This is a genomic window from Bradyrhizobium sp. 45, assembly GCF_023073155.1.
Classification (GTDB): Bacteria; Pseudomonadota; Alphaproteobacteria; order Rhizobiales; family Xanthobacteraceae; genus Bradyrhizobium; species Bradyrhizobium canariense_D.
In genome coordinates this window covers 1-22788 of sequence record NZ_JADPIX010000044.1, presented here as the reverse complement: position 1 = coordinate 22788, position 22788 = coordinate 1, and the positions used below count along the sequence as shown (strand labels likewise).

At 58.5% G+C, this 22788-nt stretch carries 22 protein-coding genes and 2 pseudogenes; 9 read left to right on the top strand and 15 right to left on the bottom strand.

Annotation, left to right across the window (positions count from 1 at the left end; all coding sequences use genetic code 11):
- Window positions 1-304: 304 nt before the first annotated feature.
- The 5 genes from IVB42_RS06325 to IVB42_RS06305 all read right to left on the bottom strand — a co-directional run bounded on the left by IVB42_RS06325 (window position 305) and on the right by IVB42_RS06305 (window position 4879).
- Window positions 305-1054: a hypothetical protein gene (locus IVB42_RS06325; RefSeq protein ID WP_247395412.1), complete on the bottom strand. Its 750-nt coding sequence runs from the start codon at window positions 1052-1054 to the stop codon at window positions 305-307.
- A 45-nt stretch (window positions 1055-1099) separates the two neighbouring features.
- Complete coding sequence (locus tag IVB42_RS06320; RefSeq protein ID WP_247395431.1) at window positions 1100-2119, bottom strand: transporter; 1020 nt, start codon at window positions 2117-2119, stop codon at window positions 1100-1102.
- A gap of 392 nt (window positions 2120-2511) precedes the next feature.
- Complete coding sequence (locus IVB42_RS06315; protein ID WP_247469901.1) at window positions 2512-3402, bottom strand: hypothetical protein; 891 nt, start codon at window positions 3400-3402, stop codon at window positions 2512-2514.
- 368 nt (window positions 3403-3770) lie between these two features.
- Entirely contained in the window at window positions 3771-4241 is a 471-nt protein-coding gene (locus IVB42_RS06310; RefSeq protein ID WP_247469899.1) for a fusaric acid resistance protein FusE, read from the bottom strand.
- Between the two features lie 263 nt (window positions 4242-4504).
- Window positions 4505-4879, bottom strand: coding sequence for a biotin/lipoyl-binding protein (locus tag IVB42_RS06305; protein WP_247469897.1), 375 nt, complete (start codon window positions 4877-4879; stop codon window positions 4505-4507).
- 280 nt (window positions 4880-5159) lie between these two features.
- On the opposite strand from IVB42_RS06305, the gene IVB42_RS06300 reads away from it, so the two are divergent.
- The 9 genes and pseudogenes from IVB42_RS06300 (at window position 5160) to IVB42_RS06260 (ending at window position 13561) form a co-directional block, all read left to right on the top strand.
- The gene (locus tag IVB42_RS06300) at window positions 5160-5798 is read left to right on the top strand and encodes a hypothetical protein (protein WP_247395416.1); all 639 of its coding nucleotides are present in this window, start codon (window positions 5160-5162) and stop codon (window positions 5796-5798) included.
- 184 nt (window positions 5799-5982) lie between these two features.
- Window positions 5983-7437, top strand: a complete 1455-nt coding sequence (locus tag IVB42_RS06295) for a DUF1254 domain-containing protein (RefSeq protein WP_247395432.1) — start codon at window positions 5983-5985, stop codon at window positions 7435-7437.
- Window positions 7438-7514: 77 nt separating this feature from the next.
- The gene (locus tag IVB42_RS06290; RefSeq protein WP_247395417.1) at window positions 7515-8951 is read left to right on the top strand and encodes a DUF1254 domain-containing protein; all 1437 of its coding nucleotides are present in this window, start codon (window positions 7515-7517) and stop codon (window positions 8949-8951) included.
- A 57-nt stretch (window positions 8952-9008) separates the two neighbouring features.
- Window positions 9009-10418 carry a DUF1254 domain-containing protein gene (locus IVB42_RS06285; RefSeq protein ID WP_247395418.1) on the top strand — a complete coding sequence of 470 codons (1410 nt, stop codon included), beginning with the start codon at window positions 9009-9011 and terminating at the stop codon, window positions 10416-10418.
- Window positions 10385-10738, top strand: a complete 354-nt coding sequence (locus tag IVB42_RS06280; RefSeq protein WP_247469903.1) for a hypothetical protein — start codon at window positions 10385-10387, stop codon at window positions 10736-10738. Before IVB42_RS06285 ends, IVB42_RS06280 begins: the two co-directional genes overlap by 34 nt.
- 45 nt (window positions 10739-10783) lie before the next feature.
- A complete protein-coding gene (locus IVB42_RS06275; protein ID WP_247395420.1) occupies window positions 10784-11155 on the top strand; it encodes a hypothetical protein in 372 nt (123 codons plus the stop codon).
- A 318-nt stretch (window positions 11156-11473) separates the two neighbouring features.
- Entirely contained in the window at window positions 11474-11953 is a 480-nt protein-coding gene (locus IVB42_RS42215) for a hypothetical protein (protein ID WP_346659042.1), read from the top strand.
- Window positions 11954-12056: 103 nt separating this feature from the next.
- A pseudogene (locus IVB42_RS06265) lies at window positions 12057-12197 on the top strand (IS5/IS1182 family transposase); the annotation flags it as partial.
- A 419-nt stretch (window positions 12198-12616) separates the two neighbouring features.
- Window positions 12617-13561, top strand: a complete 945-nt coding sequence (locus tag IVB42_RS06260; protein WP_247395421.1) for a DUF5996 family protein — start codon at window positions 12617-12619, stop codon at window positions 13559-13561.
- Window positions 13562-13720: 159 nt separating this feature from the next.
- On the opposite strand, the gene IVB42_RS06255 is transcribed toward IVB42_RS06260, so the two are convergent.
- From IVB42_RS06255 to IVB42_RS06210, 10 genes and pseudogenes are all read right to left on the bottom strand, one after another.
- Window positions 13721-15439 (bottom strand): MFS transporter, encoded by a 1719-nt coding sequence (locus tag IVB42_RS06255; RefSeq protein ID WP_256467716.1) that lies wholly within the window; start codon window positions 15437-15439, stop codon window positions 13721-13723.
- Window positions 15440-15612: 173 nt separating this feature from the next.
- Complete coding sequence (locus IVB42_RS06250; protein WP_247395423.1) at window positions 15613-16122, bottom strand: lipocalin-like domain-containing protein; 510 nt, start codon at window positions 16120-16122, stop codon at window positions 15613-15615.
- Between the two features lie 274 nt (window positions 16123-16396).
- Window positions 16397-16756 (bottom strand): annotated as a pseudogene (locus IVB42_RS06245) (transposase); the annotation flags it as partial.
- A 26-nt stretch (window positions 16757-16782) separates the two neighbouring features.
- The gene (locus IVB42_RS06240) at window positions 16783-17796 is read right to left on the bottom strand and encodes a hypothetical protein (RefSeq protein ID WP_247469892.1); all 1014 of its coding nucleotides are present in this window, start codon (window positions 17794-17796) and stop codon (window positions 16783-16785) included.
- 15 nt (window positions 17797-17811) lie between these two features.
- Window positions 17812-18252 (bottom strand): cyclin-dependent kinase inhibitor 3 family protein, encoded by a 441-nt coding sequence (locus IVB42_RS06235; RefSeq protein ID WP_247395425.1) that lies wholly within the window; start codon window positions 18250-18252, stop codon window positions 17812-17814.
- A 268-nt stretch (window positions 18253-18520) separates the two neighbouring features.
- The gene (locus IVB42_RS06230; RefSeq protein WP_247395426.1) at window positions 18521-19180 is read right to left on the bottom strand and encodes a recombinase family protein; all 660 of its coding nucleotides are present in this window, start codon (window positions 19178-19180) and stop codon (window positions 18521-18523) included.
- A gap of 635 nt (window positions 19181-19815) precedes the next feature.
- Window positions 19816-20208 carry a hypothetical protein gene (locus IVB42_RS06225; protein WP_247395427.1) on the bottom strand — a complete coding sequence of 131 codons (393 nt, stop codon included), beginning with the start codon at window positions 20206-20208 and terminating at the stop codon, window positions 19816-19818.
- A gap of 50 nt (window positions 20209-20258) precedes the next feature.
- Entirely contained in the window at window positions 20259-20582 is a 324-nt protein-coding gene (locus IVB42_RS06220) for a hypothetical protein (RefSeq protein ID WP_247469890.1), read from the bottom strand.
- 342 nt (window positions 20583-20924) lie between these two features.
- Window positions 20925-21569 carry a hypothetical protein gene (locus IVB42_RS06215; protein WP_247395429.1) on the bottom strand — a complete coding sequence of 215 codons (645 nt, stop codon included), beginning with the start codon at window positions 21567-21569 and terminating at the stop codon, window positions 20925-20927.
- On the bottom strand, window positions 21566-22534 hold the full coding sequence (locus IVB42_RS06210) for a bifunctional DNA primase/polymerase (protein ID WP_247395430.1): 969 nt from the start codon (window positions 22532-22534) through the stop codon (window positions 21566-21568). The genes IVB42_RS06215 and IVB42_RS06210 overlap by 4 nt, the downstream gene beginning before the upstream one ends.
- Between the last annotated feature and the right edge of the window lie 254 nt (window positions 22535-22788).

Here is a 22788-nt window from a genome sequence, read left to right as displayed (position 1 = left end):
CGTCAACGGTCACCCAAACAGCGAAATCGATCAGCTGCTTCCCTGGGCCTATCGCGCGCAATCCCTCAAAGCCGTGGCCTGAGAACGACGCTTACGGTCAAGCCGGCAAGGCGCTCGATCATGTTGAGCGCGCTAGCAGCGTCTTGATTTCGTGATTTCGCGACAGTTGTTCAGTTGTTGGCCCATCGCCGTTACTGCCTCAAGCGCCTGAACGTTGGCTTTCAGGCTGAAAGCAGACTCTGTCCGAACAGTGCCCCCTTGTGAACCCAAAGTGGGAAATCCAGATCCACACCTAGCCGACCACTTACCTATCCAATGGGGCCAACGCGCTCAGCAACGGTTCGCTCGAGATTGCCAAGAGACCGGTGAAGGGATGGCTCAACTCGACTATCAAAAAAATTGCCGTTGACGCTGACAGAGCACAGACGAGCAGCGTAGCCGCGATGATCATGTTCGGACGGGCAAACAACCCGAAGCTGATGAAGATGGACGTAAGCCAAAAAACAAGTGCGTTTTCGAACGGCCTCGGGATGGAATAAGATGATTGTGCAAATAAGACCCGTGTTTGGGCCAAATCGATACCGAGCTGAATGGCTTTGGTTTGCGTAATTCGTTCTGTGTCATTGTGCGGGGTGAGCTTGAGCAACCCATCGAAGAAGAGGTCGGCCTGGGCTGTGGCTTCGAAGGGCGCAGCTCCTGTCGAGCCGCCATCTTGTTTCCGCCAAATTCGATCCACGAGACTCTGCACGCCATTTCGTAGCAAAGCACGAACTTGCTGTGCATCGGCACCTGAACGCGCGAGCATGTTGTCGAGCAAGATGACGTTGGCTGTAATTTGTTTGATTTGATTGCTCTGCGTTTGCAGCGCGCTCTGCGCGGAGGCGATGAGAAGGCCAAGGACGAGCGCCGAGAGCGTCGCAATCAAACCGGTTCCTACCCTAACAACATCCCTTGTGTCGGAATTGAGATGGTGCTCGGGAAGGACTGTGCGCAGGAAAATTCCGAGCAATGCTCCACCGAAGATAAACACGAACGCGATCCCGGCAATAAACATGCTCCATGCAGCTCCTGCTCTTTGGCGACCATGGGACTATAGCTATTACTTCGTCACGATCCGCCGCGTGGGGGTGACGGTAGTGGTCGGTGCCATCGGCGAAAGCGAGAAAGTCAGCCACGTATTCCAGCCGGCTGGCCGGTTTTCTGCGGCAAATTCGCCATAACCTTTCAGGTTTAAATATCCCTGGAGGTCGCCGACCGGAAACAGGTATCCGATCTGAGGACCGAGTCCCATCACGCGCGAGCGGAATCCACCCAGGGTTGGAGGCTGACCAAAGTCGTCTGTGATCTGCTGATAGTAGTATCCGACTAAGCCAACGAAGAGCTGCTTCGACAGAAACTGCGAAGCGCCCCAATCGATATGGAAATCGACGCCGTTTTGATATTGCGTATCAATATTCTTGAAATTGTAGGTGAGCCCAGCGACAGCCGAAAACTCGTGCCCCAACTTTTCGTTGAAGTAAGTATAGCCGCCGCCGCCGTCGATCGCTCCGTGACCGATGCCAAGATTAGCAAGCCGGGTCGCCGAATAGGCGCCAGCAGGGATGTCACCCGTCAAGTACGTCATGTAATTGTGGACACCGGCGTTCCACTTCAACGTGGCCTGCGGGTAAAGATCGCCAACCGAGGTGATTGAATCGGAGAGCGTACCCGTGCGGGTCGTCACAAATGGCCCGACCGCCGCCGTCAGCGTTCCGTCCAGGGTTGCGGCGGATCGGCCAAACAAGCCAGTGATGCCGATTGCCAATTGTCCGCCGAGTACTGGCGTCGCAAACGTGTAGGTGGGGTTGAGCAGGATGAGGTCCGCCTGTGCGTTCAAACGCAGATTTAAATCGACATTGACATTAGCGGGGATACGGCCGACGCGAATTTCCCGCGCCGCGGCTGCGTTACCGAAGGCGGACACGCTAGTGTGATAATAGACCTCGGCCATCGACCAGCCCGGCATCGAAGGGACTGCCGCAAGACTGCCGAAACGACCCGGGAGCCAGTACGAGACACCGTCCTCGTCGGCATAAGCAGCGTGGGACAACGAGCCGGCCAACGTCACCGCTAGGCCCATCGTTGCGCAAACAAAACCAAAAGACCTGCACTTGGATACGTACTGCGCCATCGAGCCGTCCCCCCGCTTATGGAATGACAGTGTATCGACGGACTGTTCAATGTCTCGCTCAAAGGTGGCAATTTCGTCAGATTCGCCTCTGCATGTTGCGCTAAAGTCACGCCCACTCGCCGCTACTTCGGCGTCCTGACTCGGTTGCTATCCTCAAAGCAAGCTTGCTCAGGATCAATGATAACGACGATGTCGCGGCGGCGAGAAAGGTCGGTGGAAGTTGAAATCAGCGGAGCGGCTGGCGCTGCCTGCCAAACAGTCTCGCGCTCACAAAGTTTGTCTAGCATTTCAACGATAAATGTTACGACTCCCTAAGCCGTGAAGCGCTAGAGAGGCGGGTGCTAATTGCGCACTGCATAAAGCGGCGTTCTGAGCGTTAGCTGGAAGGCGGGCTTCGGCACCCACATGATTTCTGCGGTAACTCCGAAAAGGCGGTTGTCATTGTCGTCCATGCGATCGAGATCCAGCCGCACAATCGGCTGCGTCAACGGCTGGATCGGCGCAAGGTTCAGAAGCTGTGCGCCCTCAAACGACTGGACGCCAATACGTCCGGTGAACTTCCAATTGTTCGGCCATTGATAGTATCCGCCGACATAGCCGACCGTGTTGGGTCTGACATTGACCACCGCACTACTGAGATCGACGCGCGTGTACTGGATACCCGCGAGCAACCCCCTGGTCTCGTCGGCATTCAGCGCATAGTCGAACTCGAGGATGTTGTTGAACGATGTCGCGGTCAGCGGTCCATTGGGGATCGATTGGCTGATGGTCGATTGCAGTGTCACCGTTGGGAAATTACCGCCGTTCTGCTGATAAAGGTCCGCTTGGAAACCGATGTTCCAGCTCGTAGTGTCAAATGACGACCATCCTCCGCCTCCAAACTGCGTTGAACTCCCGGAGACGCCGCCGTAAAGCGAGACGTTATTGGTGACGTCGACAGTGAATGGAAGATCAACGTTGACCGATTTCGCCGCTGGCAAGCTGGCCGGCAACGCCGCGCCGTTCGGCCCAGAGAGCGTCTGCACTGCATTGAAGAATGAGGGGTGGCCAAAACCAAACGCTAGGGATCCCGCAGGGATTTGCCCGTAATAGGATCTAAGGTCGAGGTACATCGTCGGCAGAGCCGGCTTTGCCTCGCCATCGTCGCCGGCATCTGCAGCCAACGAGCTGGCCACCGGACAGATCAGCACGGCGGCGAGTGCAGCCCCTACGGCAGTTTGAAGATCAAACATGCAGGCTCCGCGTTTGACACAAACCTCGCTTTACCGCATGGCTGCTTCAGATGACGAAACATTTGGCCATGGACCAGGTCGCTTTGTGGCAATGTTACTCGACGACTCTATGTCAACGCCAGCAAGCGGGCTCGGTACCGCAGTTTGCAAGCCAAGGTTAAGCAATTGAGCAGGCTGCATCGAGCATCCGGTCGGCTTGCGCCAGAAGCAGCATTAGACGAAAGCGCGTTGCATGTCTCGACAGGACCAGGAGCTTACGTCCAAGACCCACGAAAGCCAAGCGCCTCACTGCACCCTTGTCCCCCGATACCCGGCCATACAACGAGCGGCGCGCCATCACTCTGGGCGGCCCCATTTCGACTACTATTTTACAAGTACGCCGTATACGAACTGACCCACACGAGGATCGAGGCAAGCAGACCGATCAAGCCGGCGTTGCCGGCAAAGGCGGTAGCGCTTCCCGACCTCCCCAAACGAAGCGAGTCCCGGTTCATTTCGTTGGGGATGGAGATGATCGCCGGGTAAACCGTCACTCCACCGAGCGCGTTCGTGCGCGCCAACATGCCGGACGCCGCGATCTGGCCTTGGCCGATCCCCCTCGGGATTCCGATGATCCTTGCATGATAGATGCGGCCTGGAACGTTGTCGAAAACTAAATCAACTGGCGCGCCTTCCTTGACGGCCTGGAAACCGTTCTGCGCGAACATGCCGACCAGCGTGAACTCATCTTCCACGATGAACGACATCGCCGAGCGCGCCTGCAGCGCCCGGTCCCCCAGGGACAATGCGACAACGGTGACATAACCGTCCGCGGGCGCACGCACCGCCGTCTGTGACAACTCCCAATTGGCATTATCGAGCTGCGCCTGAAGTTGCGCGACGGACGTGTTGACGCCTCCAATCTCGGAGTCGAAGGCGAGCTTGGCGCTCTGCTGCGCCGCTTTCGCGGATTCTAATTGTGCCGAGACCGTCTCTACTGGACCTGCTTGTCTCGCGCCTGAAATTGCGAGTTCGCATCGTCTGACGCAAGCGTCTGTATGTCAGCGAGGCGCTTCGCGTTGTACGCCACCTGCGCCGTGAGTCCCGCGACATTCGCCGTCGCCTACTCGTAATTCGCCTTTAGAATATTGGTCTGCTGTCTTGCCGCGGCGAGCGAAGCCTGCAATTGCGTGACCTTGTACTGGAATGGGGCTGGGTCGATCTGAAACAACACGTCGTCCCTTTTGACCGGGACGTTTGGCTTGACCGGCATTGCGACAATTTGTCCCGTCACATTCGGCGTCACTTCCACGACGCGGCCGGTCACCGTCACGCGGCCCGACGGAGTGAGATAATTAAAAAGCGCGAGATATGTTGCGAGGATAAACGCGCCGATCAGCAGCGAGATTGTCCCGGACAGCCGGCCCCATTTCACAAGTCGAAATTTCGAAAACAGCAACCAAAGCGTGGCAAAGTATAGGCACACAATTATGACCATGACTCTCTCTTATAGTTCGTGCTAAGATTATTCCCGCGGAGGTAGTTGATGCATCACATCATAATCGCCGCTCAACGTTAAGCTCTACGAGCCTCTAAATTACGGCGCCTCGTATTCGAGTCCTGCAGACGCATTTTGGCGTTTAATGCAGCCTATGTTGCATGTTCTTTGAACGCGACCTCCCGCGCCCGCGCGAGAGTGTTTCCGGACAGACCGAAGTTCTACAGAGAAAAAGGAATTCGGCGTCATGCGCACTAATAGATTGAATCGGATTTTTGGAATGCTGGCTGTGTCCGCTATGTTGTGCGGTCCCCAAGCAGCGCTCGCTCAGAACGCTGCAGCGCCGCCCTCCCTGAAAACAATCGGTACTCCATCTGCTTCGGCCAAACCCGAGATCGTGCCCTCGCTGTTCGTGCTCAACTCGCGCGGTGCGACGTTGAAGGGCGACACGCTCACCCTGACCGGCGTAGCACCCAGCTCGATCATTTTCGCCGATCGACCGGTACGCTCCGCGGGTCACCAGCCCACCGCCGACGTAATCGCCGAGTGGGGATCGGGCGAGGACAGTTTTGCCAAAAATCCGCCGAACGCGACCTTGTCCGTGTTCAGCAAGGATGGTTCGGTGAAGGACGCTGTCGTCGTGCTGAAAACTCCGAAGCTCGAAGGCGACAGGCTCACATTCAACGTTCAGACCCTGGAGGGAGATATCGCCGACGCCGACGGTGGAGCTGCCCTTTTCATCGACATTATCGGCCGGCCATTCACGCCGATGTCGTTTGCAGGCGTCGCGCGCCGTTCGGCGTTTCGCGGTGCCATGTATGCCGGCGCGGTAGGCGCGGCGGCGTACGGAGCGGCTGCTTACTACCACCCATACGCCCGCCCGGCCTGCGGCTATTACCCCTATCCCCCCTGTTATTGAAAACGGGAAAGACACAGGGGTGCTTGCCACGCCGGCTGGCTAAAGGCCGCGAAGGCACGATGCCTATGAGCTAACCAACGAAAACTTCCGGCCAACCATCAGGTGTGGCGGGAAGAGTCTTGGACAAAGAGAATTGAACGAAGCCGTCAATCATAAATCAACGATTCAGAAAAGGAGGCTCAACATGTTCCGAGGATTCCTGCCGCTAGCGTTGTCTCTTTGCCTTGGCGCCGCGACAGCGCCCGTAGCGCTGGCCCAGTCGGCAGCGCCCATCACCGAACAGGAGGCGCACGCAATCGCGGTAGATGCCTATGTTTATTTTTACTCCATCATGTCGATGGACGTTTCCCGCAAGCAATTCACTAACGGCATGGGGGATTTCAAAGGACCGATGAACACGTTCGTCAATGTGGGTGAATACCCTCCGGCGGATTTCAAAGGCGTGGTGCGCTCCAACTTCGATACGCTGTATTCCGCCTCATGGCTGGACATGACCAAAGAGCCAGTCGTCATCTCGGCACCAGATACCAATGGCCGATACTACCTGCTGCCAATGCTCGACATGTGGACCGACGTCTTCGCGTCCCCGGGCTGGCGCACGACGGGCACTAGGGCCGGGACGTTCCTGGTGGCACCCGCGAACTGGAGGCCGGATCTGCGCGAGAAGTTTGCAGAGGAGTTCAAGCTTCCAAAGGACACTCAACGCATCGACGCGCCAACCCCCTATGTCTGGCTGATCGGCCGGACAAAGACCGACGGCCCGTCGGATTATGATGCGGTTCACAAGATCCAAGCCGGCTACAGGGTCACGCTTCTTTCCGAGTATGGCAAAATACCAAAGCCCGCCGAATTCAAGCCAGACCCAAGCATCGACATGAAGACACCGCCAAAGACTCAGGTCGATACGATGTCGGCGGGCGTGTATTTCGCTAATGCTGCCGAGTTGCTCAAGCTGCATCCGCCTCATGTCACGGACGAGCCGATCCTCGCGCAGATGAAGAAGATCGGCATTGAGCCTGGAAAAAGCTTCGACATCGGCAAGCTCGATCCAATCCTGCAGCGAGCGCTCGAAACCGCACCGCAGGACGCGCAAAAACTGATGGCCTGGAAGCTGCCGACGCTGGCACGCGTTGCCAACGGATGGGCGATGAACACCGACACGGTGGGCGTATATGGAAACTATTACCTGAAGCGCGCCATTCTCGCGCAGCAGGGTCTCGGTGCGAACGTGGTTGAGGATGCTATCTATCCGCTCAATCTCGCGGACGATGGCGGCAAGCCGCTTGATGGCGCAAACAAATACATGGTCACCTTCGAGAAGGGCGCCACGCCGCCTGTCAATGCGTTCTGGTCCATCACGCTCTACGACCATGATGGTTTCCAGGTCGGCAATACGCTGAACCGTTTTGCCGTCAGCAGCTGGATGCCGTTCAAGTACAACGCAGATGGATCGCTCGACCTCTATTTCCAGAACGCGAGTCCCGGCAAGGACCTCGAAGCCAATTGGCTTCCGGCGCCGAAGGGTGCTTTCAATCTGACGATGCGGCTGTACGCTCCGAAGTCGGAAGCACTGACCGGCAAGTGGAATCCGCCCCCGGTCGTGAAGTCGCAAACAACGGTAAGCATTTCGGCCCAATGAAGTGACAGAACGGCGGGCGCTTCGGCGCAGGCTACTGACCGCGTGAAGAACAACATTCCCACACAGGAGCTGACATCATGTTGACGAAACGCGAGCTTCTTCGTTCCGCGGCGTTTGCCGCGATGACAGTGACGACCATGCCCGCCCCAGCGGGCGCGCAGGCGAAGGCAGAATGGCCTGACATCCGCGAGGCAAAGGCCATCGCCGAGGAAGGCTTCATCTACGGGCTTCCGATCGTAATGAACTACGTGGTTATGTACGAGTATTCCGTCGACAAGAACTCGGGGCAGTACAAGGCGCCTTTCAATCAAATCAACAACGAGGCGCGCGTCTTCACCTACAAGGATACTGCTGTCATTACTCCCAACAGCGACACGCCATATTCAATTCTTTGGCTCGACCTGCGCGCCGAACCAATCGTTCTTTCCGTGCCGGCAGTGGAAAAGAATCGCTATTTTTCCGTGATGCTGTGCGACGGGAACACTTTCAACTACGGATATATCGGTAGCCGCGCGACCGGCAGTGATCCCGGAGATTATTTGGTTGTTGGGCCCGACTGGCAGGGCGCCACGCCGCCCGGCATCAAGAAGGTCTTTCAATCCTCAACGCAATTTTCAGCCGTTGCCTATCGCACACAGCTCTTTGACGCCAACGATATGCCGCATGTCGAGAAGGTCCAGGCCGGCTACAAGTCGCAACCCCTGTCGACTTATCTCAAGCAGCCTTCACCTCCTGCCGCTCCTGCCATCGACTTTCCGAATGCTAATGCGGAACTGGCGAAGAAGAACTTCTTCGAATATCTCGACTTCGCGCTGCAATTCGCGCCCGCCGGACCGGAGGAAACGGAAATCCGCGCCAAGCTCGCCCGCATCGGGGTCGGCGCCGGCAAAACCTTCAGTTTCAAGGATCTTCCGCTGACACACAAAATTGAAGTCGGGCTAGGGATGAAGGACGGCGAGGAGAAGGTTGAAAAGTATCTTGCCAGCGGACAGAAGGACGTCAATGGCTGGAAAATCGGATCGCTGTTCGGCGACCGGCAGTTTTACAGCGGCGACTGGCTGAAGCGCGCCGCGGCCGCCAAGGGCGGCATCTATGGCAACGACGCGGTCGAAGCCGTCTATCCGATGGCGAAGACGCTTGCCAATGGCGAGATCCTCGACGGCTCCAAGCACGAATATACGCTCACCTTCCCCGCGGGACAATCCCCTCCAGTGAACGCGTTCTGGTCGGTGACGATGTACGACGGCAAGAGCCAGTTGCTGATTGAAAATCCGATCGACCGGTACCTGATCAATTCGCCGATGCTGCCGGCCATGAAAACGAACCCGGACGGTTCGTTGACGCTGTACATCCAGAATAAATCGCCGGGTGCCGATAAGGAAGCCAACTGGTTGCCGGCGCCAAACGGACCGATCTATCTGGTGATGCGGCTTTACTGGCCAAAGGCCGAAGCGCCGTCGATCCTGCCGCCGGGCACCGGCAGCTGGCAGCCGCCCAGTATTAAGAAGGCTTGATAGATCCGTTACGGAAGTCAGGCACGTTCGTCACAAATGAAATGAAAGATCCTGCTAATGAAACCCATCACACGAAGAAGTTTTGTCGGCGGGGTTGCTGTGCTCCCGGCCCTTCATTTCTCGGCAGCCCACGCCCAAGCTGGCCTCAGTCCGGCGGAAGCCCGTGCCATCGCCAAGGAGGCCTATATCTATGGCTTCCCAATCGTGGACAATTACCGCGTCCAGCACGCATACTGGGTCGATAAGACCACGCCGGAATACAAGGGGCCTTGGAACCAAATATGGAACAGCGCGCGCGTTTTCACGCCCGCCGACACGGCGATCCAGACGCCCAACTCGGACACGCCTTATTCGTTCGCGGGCGCAGACCTACGTTCCGAGCCAATTGTGCTCACCGTGCCAGCAATGGAAAAGGAGCGCTATTTCAGCGTCCAGCTTATTGACTACTACACGTTCAACTTCGACTACATCGGCACGCGCACGACCGGCAACGAGGGCGGCAGCTTCCTGCTCGCTGGGCCCGACTGGAAAGGCGAAACGCCCAAGGGTATCAAGAAGGTGTTTCACTGCGAGACCGAACTGGCGTTCCCGACGTTTCGAACGCAGCTCTTCGATCCGGCCGATATCGACAACGTCAAGAAGGTCCAGGCCGGCTACAAAGTACAGCCGCTCTCGGCGTTTCTCGGCGAGCCCGCACCCGAGGCCGCCCCGCCCATCGATTTCATCAAGCCACTGACACCAGCGGAAGAGAAGACCTCCCCGCAGTTCTTCAATATCCTAAGCTTCGTGCTGCAATTCTGCCCAACAGTCCCGTCCGAGGCGGCGCTGATGGAGCGTTTCGCCAAACTGGGCATTGGCGCGGGCAAACTGTTCGCTGCCAACAAGCTCTCGCTCGAGGTGAAAACAGCTGTTGAGCAAGGCATGGCCGACGCTTGGGTCGCCTTCGCCGGCCTCAAGAAAGATTTTGAGGAGGGGAGACTGTCTTCGGGCGACGTGTTCGGTTCTCGGCAGTATTTGAAGGACAATTACCTCTACCGCATGGGTGCCGCCGTGCTTGGCATTTATGGGAATTCCAAGCAGGAAGCGATGTATCCGGCGTATTATGTGGATGCAGCAAAGCAGAGGCTGGACGGTGCCAACCGCTACAGCTTGCGGTTTGCCCCAGACCAGTTGCCACCCGTCAACGCGTTCTGGTCGCTGACCATGTATGATGAGCCGCAGAGCCTGCTCGTCGCCAATCCGCTCAATCGCTATCTTATCAATTCACCGATGCTGCCTCAGCTGAAGCGCGATGCCGACGGCGGGGTGACGCTGATCATTCAGAACGAATCCCCCGGCAAGGACAAGGAAGCCAACTGGCTGCCCGCGCCAAAGGGGCCTTTCTCCATGATCATGCGCCTCTACTGGCCGAAAGAAGTGGCCACCGAGGGCAAATGGAAGCAACCGCCACTGCAGCGCGCGACTTAGGTAATGCATGCTACAACGCGCAGGCCGATCTCGTTCTCTGCACGTACGGCAGAGCAGTGCCCTCGAAGGAGGCCGTCAAAATGACAAAAATGCTTCTGCTCACCATTTTTTGCGGTTGCGAGGTGGTGTTCGCCGCGGCAGCCTTCGGCGAAACAGCGCGCACGAAGGTCGTGTCGGCCGCCCGGTCTGGTCAGCCTGCACCTCGGGTGGATAGCTGCAGGAGCACTTTCGCCTGCAGGCAGGACTTGTTTGATCGTGACAATAGGAACAACCTGCGCTTCGACTGGCCCAGTCCTCCGGCTCAAGCAGGCCAGTTCTAACGCGATACTCTGGTTGCAATTAAGTTTAGTGCTTGGAGAACCAAGATGAAGATAGCAACATTATCTGCAGCGCTCCTCGGAGGGCATTTTTTTGTTATGCCCGTCTCGGATCGCGTCCCGGAACTGAAGGCAGAGGCGCTGTGCAGAGCCACTACCGCTGACGACAAGGCCATGGGGCTCGCCTTGGCGCAGAGCTTTACCGACTGCATGCGCGATGAGTCGGCCGCACAAAAGCAGCTCAACACGGCTTGGGCCACTGCATCGGGGCCCCTTCGCGATAGGTGCGAAGGTGAAGCCACAATCGTGGAGCAGAGCTATGTCGATCTTCTTACCTGCATCCAAATGGCAGATTGGCTGAAATCGCCGTCAACTGCGATACGGTTGAGGGGAGCAAGTAAGGATCGAAATGCCCAGTGATCCGCTCGAGAACGGGCTGCGTTGTTCGAGCGCGCCTTGGCGGGAGCTTTCCGCCGCAATGAACTACCGGGGTCGATAGCTCGATTTCTTGGCGACGACACTCTACAAGTGCAGGCTGGGCCTGACGCAGGCAGCAGCCGGCAATAGAGGGATTTCCTCCGACCTAGCAAACTGTAGTCGGCACGTTGAGCAGGGACCTGTCGAATTGCACGGAGGCGGCAGGTACTTCATCGGAGAACAATTGCTCGTGGGCAGGAAATCTGATCCTATTCTTGCGATGAAGCTTCCTAGCCAACAATTTGAATCAAGGAGACAATGATGCGCTCGATCCTCCTCGCCGCGCTCGGCATTACCGCCTTATCCGCAACCATGGTTATCGAGACACCTAAGGCAAATGCTGTTGTCTATTGTGCAGCCGGTGTCTACCGCGCCGGCTGCGTCGTCCGACCTGTTGGCGGGGCCGTTGTCGCACCAGTAGTCGGTGTGCGAGGTGTTGCACGGCGGACCACCCGTCGTGTCGTCCGGCGATCCGACATGATGCTCAAGCACGACATCTTCCTTATCGGCCACCTCCAAAATGGCATTGGCTTTTATCGCTTCGCTTACAACGGCAGCAACAAAGCCTATGTCGGTGTGATGGCGCAGGAAGTGCAAACAATTATCCCCGCCGCGGTGCTGCGCGGCAGCGACGGCTACCTGCGAGTCTCTTACGACATACTCGACGTGAAGTTCCAGACCTACGACCAGTGGACTGCTTCGGGCGCTCATGTTCCGACCGGCACACCAGTTGAGCAGTAAGGCTGTAACCAACGTTTATACGTCGCCGATCTGGTACACGCCTTGATCGCTCGGCTGCTGCGGAAGACGGCCCCCGCCAGAGCAACCGCAATCATCGTAGAGGGTGAAGCTTGGTCGGCTCCGATTGCGCGGCCCGCAAGGTGCTCAGGATGAGTTTGTTCTAGCCGCCATCGCCCAGAATCTGAGGCGATTTGCATCGCTGGTCGCACGACCGCCGCCGGCTCAGGTTCTGCGCATCGCGTAGCGTAGCGTCAAAGTTGCGTAAAATGCGTCAGGGCCAGCGCTTCAAAGCGCGGCTCAACAAAAGGCCCAGCGGCCAAATCCATTGCAGCCAACTTTTGCAACAAAATCGGCCCGTTGCCGACCTCCGCTTACACAGGCGCTATGTCTGCGTTCAGGAGATAAGCCGACCTCAGGTCAAGTCGGCGCGGAAGTCAGCCTGTGACCCAAACCGGCCATTTCGCGCGACGGCCCGGCCAAAGATAGCCCTTGGAAACGCTCAGACCTCAATGAGCTTGGCGACACTGATCCTACGAGTCTCTCCACTTGGAGCTTTGTTTTTCGCTGCAAACGTTCTCAAATGCCTGCGACCGTCAATGCTCATACGTGAATGGACGATACCAGCGCCTCGTCCGTGCGACCAAACACAAAGGAGGAAACGCTATGAGCGCGATCTGGCCGGAAATCCCCTTCGAGGCGTGGCGCAAAACCTGTTCCGCGCTTCATTTGTATTGCCAAGTTGTCGGCAAGTATCGGCTCGCGAGGACGCCGTGGGTCAATCATTCATGGCACGCGACTTTCTACGTGAATGCTCGCGGGCTCACGACTTCACTGGTTCCAGACGCCTCAGGTATCGAGATCACCTTCGATCTCTCCCGCCATATCGTGATCGGAGAGGCCTCTGATGGCCGCCGGGTTGAAATGGCGCTGGGGGCGATGTCCGTTGCCGACTTTCACGCCCGGTTCTGTGAGTTGGTGGGACGTCTCGGCGGTACACCGGAATTCGACGGCCGGCCCAATGAAGTCCCCGATCCGATCCCCTTCCAGGACGACCGTCAGATCCGACCCTATGATGCAGACGCCGTGACGCGGTTTTTCAGGGCCCTGGTTGCGATCGACGGTGTGTTTCATCGGTTTCGGACGGGCTTCACCGGAAAGGTCAGTCCGGTCCATCTCTTCTGGGGCAGCTTCGATCTCGCGGTGACGCGCTTCTCCGGACGTCCTGCTCCGCTTCACCCGGGGGGCGTACCGGGTTTACCGGACGAAGTGACGCGCGAGGCCTACAGTGATGAAGTCTCGTCTGCCGGCTTCTGGCCGGGCGGAGGCGGCACAGACTTTGCAGCTTTCTACTCTTATGCCTATCCCACTCCGAACGGTTTTGCCGACGAACAGATTTTGCCGACGGGCGCATATTTCGATCAGAAGCTTGGGGAATATCTCCTGGCGTACGAGGTTGTGAGGAAGTCGAGCAATCCGGAGGCGACGCTCATGTCGTTTCTGGAAAGTACCTATCGGGCGGCATCCGATGTCGGACGCTGGGATCGTGCCGCGCTCGAATGTCCGATTGGTCACCCCCTTCTGCCCCGCCCCCTGGATAGGAAGAGATGAAGTTCGACGAGCCTTCCCCTTGGTCAGGCAGAGCACCTCAATCGCGATGTCGAGCCACTACGCTGTGCCGGCGGGGCTGCTCGTCAAGCGCGAATATCTGTTGGCGATTAGCCATCGGCGGAAGCGCGGCCCGACTGGGACCTCCCTAGATGTCCGCCTTCAACGCGCCGCTTGCGATCCAATCGGTCGGATCCACAACCGAAAAAGAATGCCGCCTAGCAAGGAGCAGAGCGCCGCCACCTGCAACACAATGCGTAGCGCGCGTTCGAACGCTGCCGTTGCGGCTTCGGTGATGCCGGCTTGTCCGGCCAGTATTGCATTCAGCGCTTCGTTGGCTTCTGCGCGCGGCGAACCGGCAAGATGATACGAAAAGCTGGCGAACAAAACGGCGCCGAGCGCCGCGACTGCAAAGAGACCTGCCACCCGGGCGACCGCGTTGTTGACGCCCGAAGCGACCCCGGCGTGGGCGTCGCCCACTGACGACATTACCATCGAGGTCAGCGGCGGGACGGTGATGGTCATGCCGATGCCAAATACGCAGATCGCCGGAAACGCTCCGGCCCAGTAGGATTGTCGAAAATCGGCAAAAGCCAGCAGCGCCAGACCGCAGCCTGCGATGACGGGTCCGAAGGTGAGCGACTGCTGCGGCCCGAAACGATCGGAAAGCCTGCCGGCGAATTGCGCGCCGAAACCCATGATGACAGCAAATGGAAGCAGCGCAGCACCGGCCTGCGTCGCGGAGTAGCCGCCGAGCCGGATCAAGCCGAACGGCAGATAATACAGCGCGCCGCCGAGCGCGAAGTAAAGCAACAGCGTCAATACGTTGGCTGCGGAAAAACTGCGCGAACCGTACAGCGATAGCGGCATCATTGCTCGTGCACCTAGCCGAACTTCCGTTGCGAGAAATAACAAGAACAATACAAATCCCAATCCGAGCGCGCCGATTACGGTTCTGTCAGAAAATCCCGACGCGGGAATAGCGCCAAGCCCCCAGCTGATCGCAGCGAGACCGGCGGCAACCGTGGCCGCTCCGGCCCAGTCCAGCGATTTTGCATTGTCATTTCGGCTTTCGCCCGCGAAGCCGCTCGCAAGTCCCGCCGCGACGGCCGCCAGCGGCAAATTGAGCAGAAAAATCGCACGCCACGACACCTGATCGACGAGCCAGCCGCCCAGTACCGGGCCGACGGCAGCGGTCAGCGCGCCGACACCAGCCCATACTCCGATCGCATGGTTGCGCTCGTGCTCGTCAAAAGTCGCTCCCAATAGCGCGAGGCTTGCCGGGATGAGGAGCGCGGCGCCAACCCCTTGGATTGCGCGGCTTGCGATTAACACGGTGATGTTCGGCGACAGGCCGCACGTAATGGAGGCCATGGTGAATATCGTAATGCCGAAAACAAAGATGCGTCGACGGCCGTAAAGATCGGCAGCCGCCCCCCCAACCAGCACCATAGCGCTGAGCAGCAGCAGATAGGCATTAACGATCCATTGGGTCGCGGCCACCCCTGCTTGCAGGGCGTGCTGAATCGCCGGCAGGGCGATATTCACGACCGAGCCGTCGACCAATGCCATGCTCGAACCGAATATGGTCGCCACCAGCGTCAGCCGCTTGCGTCTTTGCGACAGTGCTGCGTCAAAAGCTGGTACTGGCCCGGATAATGTTGGCTTCGCAGGGAGGTTGTGTGAAACCAACCATTTGGGGGCTCGAGAAGCGTGGCTGTCGCTATCAGCGTGCGCCTCGCGGGTACCGTTGGCAACCGTCGGTTCAGCCCGTTTCGCCGAGGTCGATCGCTCGGGTGGTCGGCAGATCCAGCAGGATGCCCGCTCAGGCCGATGTCTGCTGTGTGGCCCATGACTTCCGTTGACGCCGCGTCGCTGCATGTCAGCTCAAGAGCACAGACCAGAAGTTAGCAGCCGGGCGCCGCTTTGGCGGCTTGTGATCCCATGCGGACACCGTGTGCGGACCCACTCACTGGATCACATTGGGATAACGAGGCTTGCCGGTCGCGGGATCAAGTTATCAAACGCGGCTCGGCGACGGATCGACCAAAAGATCACTCGGTTGCGCTTGTCGCGCGTTTCAGTGTCACCACGGCCGTACCCCCACCGGATGCCGGCGTAGGATTCTTATACGTGAGCTCATCGCCGTTGATTGCGATGAAACGCTTCTGATTCGAATTGTCCCACGCGGGAAAGCTACCGCCGATAATATGTAAGGATATTGAATGTTCAGATTCATTGACCTTGTAGTCGCCAAACATCGCGATTAGCCCCTCCAGAGCGGCTTTGCTTTCCCCGGCACTCGGAAAATCGCGGCGAGCAAATTTTGGTCGTCTCGGACGCAAGAGATTGATTGAGAAGTGATCTGCTGCATCGAACATGAAATATCCTTTCGGATCGGCACCAAATACTTCGGTTGTTTTCCCGGTCCTTTCCTTGACGTTTACGAATGAAACGACGCTCCAAGTGCCTACAAGCTGCTGTTTGAGTGGCTCTCCGGCTCCCGCGGATAGCGTAGCGCACGTAAGAGCTGCGGCTATCGGAATGGACAGTAGTGCTTTCATGGTGCTCCCTCCGGTCTTCGGGAACGTTCCCTCTGTGATGGGTTCTGGGCCGGCCGCCCAACTTAGTCAGAGCCTCGAAACCACTATACGGCGCACTCGGCGGTCAGTGGCGCAATTCATCGCACAATACCGCACCGACGGCCAGTACGGGATTGAGCATCGGCACAAACGGTGCGGCCCATGATCACGTCGGCGATCCTGCGGAGGCCGTCGAGCTAGAAGGCCGGGGCCTATGCCCGGTCGCCGCGTTCGCCGGCAGGAGGAGCCGGGCGGGTCAGCTGGCGAGTGCCTGAAGGCTGACGGTGGGATCATCGCTCATCGGCACCATGGTTTCCAGCGTCATGTAACGGGCACGCTGCACGGCCCACTCATCGTTCTGTTCGAGCAGGATCGCGCCGATCAGGCGGACGATGGCATCCTCGTTGGGGAAGATGCCGACCACTTCGGTCCGCCGTTTGATCTCGCCGTTGAGGCGTTCGATCGGGTTGGTGGAGTGCAGCTTGGTCCGGTGCTGCGGGGGGAACGTCATGTAGACGAGCACGTCGGTCTCGGCCTCGTCGAGGAATCCGGCAAGCTTGGGCAGCTTGGGACGGAGCTGATCGGAGACCTTGCGCCACTGCGTTCGTGCGGCCTCTGAGACCTGACGCCAGCTCCTGAATTTTATCCAAAATCATTTGCCATTTGCAGGATCTCTCTCGACGGGGTCCCATAACTCACGAGCCTCACATCAAGTCCGAAACCTGACATCATGGTTAGTGCTCGCCGGATAGCTGCGTTGATCCATTCAGCTTCGTTACCAAAGACTCCTCCGCCGAGGGATGTGAGCAGGACAACGTTCGATGCACCCCGCTTTTTGTTCAGTACAGCGGCCAACATCGTGGCTTCGTAGGCTGCATCCAAAACCAGCGATGCGAACGGCTTCCAGTGCGCCGACGACACTCCGGTGTAAGCTACAGGAAGAGCCGAGCAAAAAGCTTGCGAGACTATCGGCCGAAGCTCTCCTTCGGCATCGGTGACTTCGACATCGCGGTGTATCCCGATGCACAGTTTGCCCCGCAGCATATCGATCTGTTCGGATTGTAGCGCCCCGAGGTACGCCGCAATGGCGTCGAGTCCGGCGCGGGTGCATATCGCGTAGCCATTTTGCATGCGCCATAAAGATGAGACTGGCCTATTCAAGGCCGCAGAAAAAAACTCGCCGAGATCGGCCAATCCATCGAGCTGCCGTATTGCTGTCTGGCCGTAGCTGCCATCCACCATTGCAAAGTAGTTACGGTAGATCGTGGCCGCACCGGCAGCGATCGCACACGCTGGGCCTTGAGTACGATCGTGTTGATAGCGAGTAACGCCCTGCTCCGGCGTTACCTCGGGCCCAATCATTTCCAGAAGGTTGAACTGGGAGGCGACTTGGAACAAAGCACCAGCGTTCTCGGGGAACTGATGCATATGACGGACCTCTCCGGTCACCAGACTTACCTTGAGCCGCCCGGGCAATGCGTCAGCGGATGCAACCCTCTCGCGCAGAGCCTGCAGCGACACCAACTCAAGTTCTCCGATACGATAGCTTCTCCCGTTTGCCAGCGATTTCGGCTGGCCGCCTTCTACCTTGAGCTTGACTCGTGTGTCGTCGTAGCCTGCTTCGCGAAATCCCGTAAGCGTTTCGAACCAGTCCATTGACGACTCCCACGATCAATTACGCGCGGCGCTGATGCCTCGGACGAAACGTTCTTGTTGACTAGTCTCGATCGCGCCTGACCGCACCGCGCGTACACGTGCGATCGCCGTCTCTGGCTCCATGCCAAGTTCGATCAAGAGTCGTGCCGCTATCGTACCGGCTCGTCCGAGTCCTCCCCGGCAATGGACCAGAACGTCGGAGCCGCTGCGCAGGATCGAGCGCAACTCTTCACCGGCCACAACCCACTCCCTCTCGAATCGCTCGTCCGGAATCGACACGTCAACAATTGGAAGATGGAACCACAATATATTCCGCCGCAATATTTCTTCGCCGAGACGTTCCACTCTCAGCAGCACCAGCTCCTTTGGCTCCAGAAGTGTGACAACCGCGGCTGCGCCCCAATCGCGGATCCCGTCGAGATCAAGTGTGAGATCGCGAACCCACTCACCGGTCATCGCGTGCCGATCACACTTTCCTGGGCAGAAAGTGATACCAACCCTTCCCAATTCGGGCCCAGGACTTACGACCGCGATCTGCAGGGGGTGCGTCAAAGAGGTTCTTCTCATTTAAAATCTCCATTCCTGCCGGGCCGCACGGTGGGGTCGAAAAAGTGGGATGCAAGGCGCCCCTCAAAACCCCGCCCGGGTCGACCAATCATGAAGGCTCAAAAACGGCACGGACAAAAGACAAGTCATATTGGCGACCGAACTAAACTGCGCCGCATCAGACTGAGCAACCTTCTGCAATCCGCTTTTGAACGCGGATTACAGTTGCTGCGTGCCAATTCCCACCGGTTGGCGTGGCTATCTTGCGCTCATTCAGTGCCATGGCGATAGCTCGCGCGGATCGGCCCGTGAGTTCGGTGAAGATCGGACGCAACTGCTCAGCGCGTTCCTTGGCCTCGTCGCGGTTCTGGATGCCCTTGGCGTTCAGTCCGCCCAGCTTGACACCCTGGGCTTTCTTGGCCGCCAGCGCGTCCCTGGTACGACGAGAAATCATGGCGCGCTCTTTTTCAGCCAACGCGGCGTAAAGATGCAACATGAACGGGTCGGCGTCAGCGCCCAGCTCTGCGGCGATGAACGGCGTTTTGTGCGCCATTAGCCCGCTAATGAAGTGAACGTCTCGGCTCAGCCGATCGAGCTTGGCAACAATGATCGGCGATTTGAGCTTCCGAGCCGCCTTCAGCGCCGCCGCGAGTTGCGGTCGGCGATCGAGGGCATCCGCACCCTTACCGGTTTCGACCTCCCTGAAGGTCTGGATTAGGTCGTAGCCCTCGGCTGCGGCGAACCGGGCCAGCGCCGCTTGCTGGGCCTCGAGTCCAAGGCCCGATTTCCCCTGTCGCACGGTCGAAACGCGAATGTACGCAATTGCGGTCTTGGTCATGAGACTGTAATCCTAAAATGTACAACACGGCAACCGGCGCTGGCGTGTTACAATCGTGCTAACATACTGTAATTGAATGACTTTTGGTAGTATTTTTACCAGTTGGGCGAGGCCCTACAAGCCCCCCTCAGGGCGGTGGCAGATTTTCGGCGGAAGTCGCAAAAGCAGCACGTGCGGGGGCCGCCGCACCGGCAGGAGGCCTCTGGCTGGCGAGGCCACTTGGACCGGGCCCCGGAGGTCGGTTGCTGGCGCCACTGGCGCTGCGAATCCGAGGTTGCCCACGTGAGCCCCCGCGGCCGAGCCAGACGCTGTATGGGGCCGATCCAGCTCATCGCAGCAGCGCCGTCGTTACCTACTGTTTGGCTTGTCGCTACACCCACTCCATGCTGGTGCCGTAGGCCAGCTCGTCGACGGGCCAGCAGCACATGGCCACGGCGTCCGCGAGGTTGGGACTGCGCGTGCCCTCAGGCTGCTTGTCGGATCACGAGCCGCATGCGCGTGCCCTTAGCCGCGTGTCACTAACGATATCCATTCGGCGTAGGCCGCAGGATCGCCGGGGGTCGAGCGTCAATCAATTATCCGAAGATTAGACATGCGGGTGGTTCTGGCGAGCAACTGCAGCAAGGCCAGTACAATCAATCTGCGGCCTTCGAGTACAGCGGCTCGCCAGTATCGTTGTCGATGATGACGAGTGGCTTCGTGCTGGCGGGCAATGCGCGGAGGTGGTTGTAGTACTCGGCCAGCTCTTCCTGCGTCATGGCCGTCTCGGCCTTGGCCTTTATGGTGTGCTCGACGGTGCCCTCGAACTGCACCTTGCCCTGCAGGGGCAACAGACGACCGAGCAAGCTGGCGAAGATTTCTGGCTTACTGTCCGCAAGATATTTGACGTAGCCGACAAGGTCTTTAGTCTTCGAATGCTTGCTCGTCTCGGCCGCGAGGATGATTGCTTCCTTCAGCTCGCGTGTGACCATGTTTTGGGTGCCCTTCTGACGGCCGCCGAAGCGTTGGCCCTTCTTCGGAATCTTCAAGCTAGCTGTATGACCACGGGGCATCGGGTACCGCCTTTCTATCCTCTATCTTAGCTGCCACACCGCTCGGCTTCGTAATCAGCAGCTTCCTTGCCGAGAGTCTCGTAGCCATCATAGCCGTCACATTGAACGTGGGTTGCCGGAAACGGCACCACCACCACCACCACCACCACAATTTTCGATCGGCCTTCGAACCAGCTGCCAGGGTTAAGCCGCCGTGCCGCTCGCCTCAAACCTCGGGCTCCTTGCGGCAGGATGCCATGGTAGCGCCTTCGCCCGGTCCGTTGGGTCAGCGCTGGCAGGGGCCACCAGCCCGGTTGCGGGCGCCGCTGGTGCGACGAAGCGTCATGGTTGCCCCCTTTGCTCATCGCCATGTGAGAAGCGCCTATACGCCCTGCTAGGCCGCCGGGCAGGGCAGGCCTGCTCGGGGACCCCGCATGGCCTTGCCCACTTCGTGTACCCCTAGGCCACGCGGGCGGGGCCAAAGTGCTTTGGTCGCATGGGCGTACGCTACTACGCACACGCACATGGGAATTTTGCCAAAGACGCCCGCGCACGCAGTAGCGTTGTAGTGTCTTGGTGTCCACGGATGTGCATGTAAACACTAACCATCTGCCACTACGCTGCTACAACACTACAACAGGGCATGGCGCCCCCGTATGCCCGACTACAACACTGCGGTGTTGTAGCAGCTCCCTCAGGCGCATCACGCGTAATCAAATCGCCGGTTCCGGCATGTTAGGCGCATCTAGTTCCGGAGCCTCCTCGACAGCATCGCTGGGCACCCACCAGCACCGTTTGCGATAGTTCTTGATGGTGAGGTTTTGCGGCTCCCCACCTAGCGCCCTGAGCCACGTGGCGATCTCCTTGCGGTCCACCTTGCGCATACCCTCCCTCTCGAGAAATGTAGCCACTGCAGCCATTGTGAAGTAGCGCCGCCTGCTTTCCTCGTCCTCCCATGGTGCCCCGCGCAGCAGGTCGTCTCTCTCCTTGCCGCGCATTCGGTTCGTCAGAAACGTTTCGAGCAACTCCCTGAAGTGGCCCTGGCGCGTGGTGTCCTCGTCCGCCTGCTTTTCGGTCAGCTTCGGCATGACCTCTCTCAGTGTATTGAGCCATATGGCCTGTTTCACCGCCGGAAAAACGATGTTGAGTTGCTTGAAACACTGGATCACGAACCGTCGATATTCGACGATGTCCCGCGGGTCCGTTATCCTCATTGTGACATTGCTGCCTCGGATGGTTACGTTCCAATACGGTTCGTCTGAATTGATCTTCTCCAAGCTGACGACACAAGGGATATCGCCGATGTCCTGTTCTGCGCCTATAATGGCCTTCAGCTTTGCGATTGATGGCTTGGTCATGCCGCCACCTCGCCGCTGAGCAGCCGCCGATACAACGCGCGCCAGCCGCGGTCGTGCTGATCTGCTTGCCAGAAGATAGTTTCGACCTTGATCGACCGGATTTTGCGGAAGTCTCGCCACTTGCGCTCGCAGGCTCTGGCCTCGTACTTCAACGACTCCCGCGACCACTCATCGAACAGCACATAACCGGCATCGCCCAGCCCATCGTAGATGGCTGCACCAATCCGATACCAGAGATCGTAGTCGTCGCTGGGAATGACGGACAGTGCGACCCTGATCTTCAGTTCAAGATCCTCTGCCGAAATCGGCGTGTAAACCGGTGGGTTGTCTTCGGGACGGAACGAAACCCCCTTCCCAGCGTCTTTCAGCAGAATGGCTCGTAACTTTGGATCAAGTACGATGGCCTTCAGGACGTGACGTCTTACTGCCACGAGATCGAGCAGCCACCGGGGCGCGTCTGCGATGAGAGCGTGGTTGATCCATCTGTAATCGCCGCGCTTAGGCCGCACCGACGGCGGCGCGATGACAAATCCACCGTCGCCGCGGACGTCGATGCCCGGACCGAGCTTCGAGGCGCTACATGGGATCGTGGCGTCGGGTGGTTGCTTGAAATAGTAGTGCCTCGAACCCGTTGGCGACTCCGCCATGCGGGTGCGTGGCAAAGCGCCGTGCTGCACTTCGAGCCGGATGAAGCTCTCGCGACCATCGTGGTCGTGACCGTCCGGCGTATCGACGTCGACTACGAAAAACCCGTTAACCGCTCCAGTCGGCAAGCCAATTGCCGCGCCGGGCCAGCGCCGCCAATATTGACGTATCTCATCCGGATTGTTTGTGAAGCCCCATAGATTGCCGTTGCTTTTTTCGGCGGACGTTTGGCCGAGCTTCTTCTTCCCGACGAACTTGGCAGGAAACACGAAGGACCCGTGCTTGGCATAGTCCAGTGCTGCGCTGATGAGGGCCTTCATTGGAATCCCCACCTGCGGAGTCTCATCTGAATCTCAGGTACTTCGGCACATGTCGGTTTGGAACCAGACGCGCGGACGTGCCCATTCGGTGCGGCGTACAGATGTACTTCGCACCCGCAGCTGGGGCATTGTTTCACCCATCTCCCGCTTTCGTCCGTAAGCGCGAAGCCGATACCCTTGCTTCAGAATTCGAATGAACGTGCGAAAGAAGCCTCCGGCTTGGACGGAGGTTTCGGATGGGATTGGACAGCAAA

What these genes read in the sequence shown, in the direction of transcription:
- IVB42_RS06260 (WP_247395421.1), top strand. Translation starts at nt 12,617, where the DNA reads ATGAGCGCGATCTGGCCGGAAATCCCCTTCGAGGCGTGGCGCAAAACC.
- IVB42_RS06255 (WP_256467716.1), bottom strand. Translation starts at nt 15,439, where the DNA reads ATGCAGCGACGCGGCGTCAACGGAAGTCATGGGCCACACAGCAGACAT.
- IVB42_RS06285 (WP_247395418.1), top strand. Translation starts at nt 9,009, where the DNA reads ATGAAACCCATCACACGAAGAAGTTTTGTCGGCGGGGTTGCTGTGCTC.
- IVB42_RS06290 (WP_247395417.1), top strand. Translation starts at nt 7,515, where the DNA reads ATGTTGACGAAACGCGAGCTTCTTCGTTCCGCGGCGTTTGCCGCGATG.
- IVB42_RS06275 (WP_247395420.1), top strand. Translation starts at nt 10,784, where the DNA reads ATGAAGATAGCAACATTATCTGCAGCGCTCCTCGGAGGGCATTTTTTT.
- IVB42_RS06210 (WP_247395430.1), bottom strand. Translation starts at nt 22,534, where the DNA reads ATGAAGGCCCTCATCAGCGCAGCACTGGACTATGCCAAGCACGGGTCC.
- IVB42_RS06300 (WP_247395416.1), top strand. Translation starts at nt 5,160, where the DNA reads ATGCTGGCTGTGTCCGCTATGTTGTGCGGTCCCCAAGCAGCGCTCGCT.
- IVB42_RS06315 (WP_247469901.1), bottom strand. Translation starts at nt 3,402, where the DNA reads ATGTTTGATCTTCAAACTGCCGTAGGGGCTGCACTCGCCGCCGTGCTG.
- IVB42_RS06250 (WP_247395423.1), bottom strand. Translation starts at nt 16,122, where the DNA reads ATGAAAGCACTACTGTCCATTCCGATAGCCGCAGCTCTTACGTGCGCT.
- IVB42_RS06295 (WP_247395432.1), top strand. Translation starts at nt 5,983, where the DNA reads ATGTTCCGAGGATTCCTGCCGCTAGCGTTGTCTCTTTGCCTTGGCGCC.
- IVB42_RS06230 (WP_247395426.1), bottom strand. Translation starts at nt 19,180, where the DNA reads ATGACCAAGACCGCAATTGCGTACATTCGCGTTTCGACCGTGCGACAG.
- IVB42_RS42215 (WP_346659042.1), top strand. Translation starts at nt 11,474, where the DNA reads ATGCGCTCGATCCTCCTCGCCGCGCTCGGCATTACCGCCTTATCCGCA.
- IVB42_RS06280 (WP_247469903.1), top strand. Translation starts at nt 10,385, where the DNA reads ATGGAAGCAACCGCCACTGCAGCGCGCGACTTAGGTAATGCATGCTAC.
- IVB42_RS06235 (WP_247395425.1), bottom strand. Translation starts at nt 18,252, where the DNA reads ATGACCGGTGAGTGGGTTCGCGATCTCACACTTGATCTCGACGGGATC.
- IVB42_RS06325 (WP_247395412.1), bottom strand. Translation starts at nt 1,054, where the DNA reads ATGTTTATTGCCGGGATCGCGTTCGTGTTTATCTTCGGTGGAGCATTG.
- IVB42_RS06320 (WP_247395431.1), bottom strand. Translation starts at nt 2,119, where the DNA reads ATGGGCCTAGCGGTGACGTTGGCCGGCTCGTTGTCCCACGCTGCTTAT.
- IVB42_RS06305 (WP_247469897.1), bottom strand. Translation starts at nt 4,879, where the DNA reads ATGGTCATAATTGTGTGCCTATACTTTGCCACGCTTTGGTTGCTGTTT.
- IVB42_RS06215 (WP_247395429.1), bottom strand. Translation starts at nt 21,569, where the DNA reads ATGACCAAGCCATCAATCGCAAAGCTGAAGGCCATTATAGGCGCAGAA.
- IVB42_RS06240 (WP_247469892.1), bottom strand. Translation starts at nt 17,796, where the DNA reads ATGGACTGGTTCGAAACGCTTACGGGATTTCGCGAAGCAGGCTACGAC.
- IVB42_RS06220 (WP_247469890.1), bottom strand. Translation starts at nt 20,582, where the DNA reads ATGGCGATGAGCAAAGGGGGCAACCATGACGCTTCGTCGCACCAGCGG.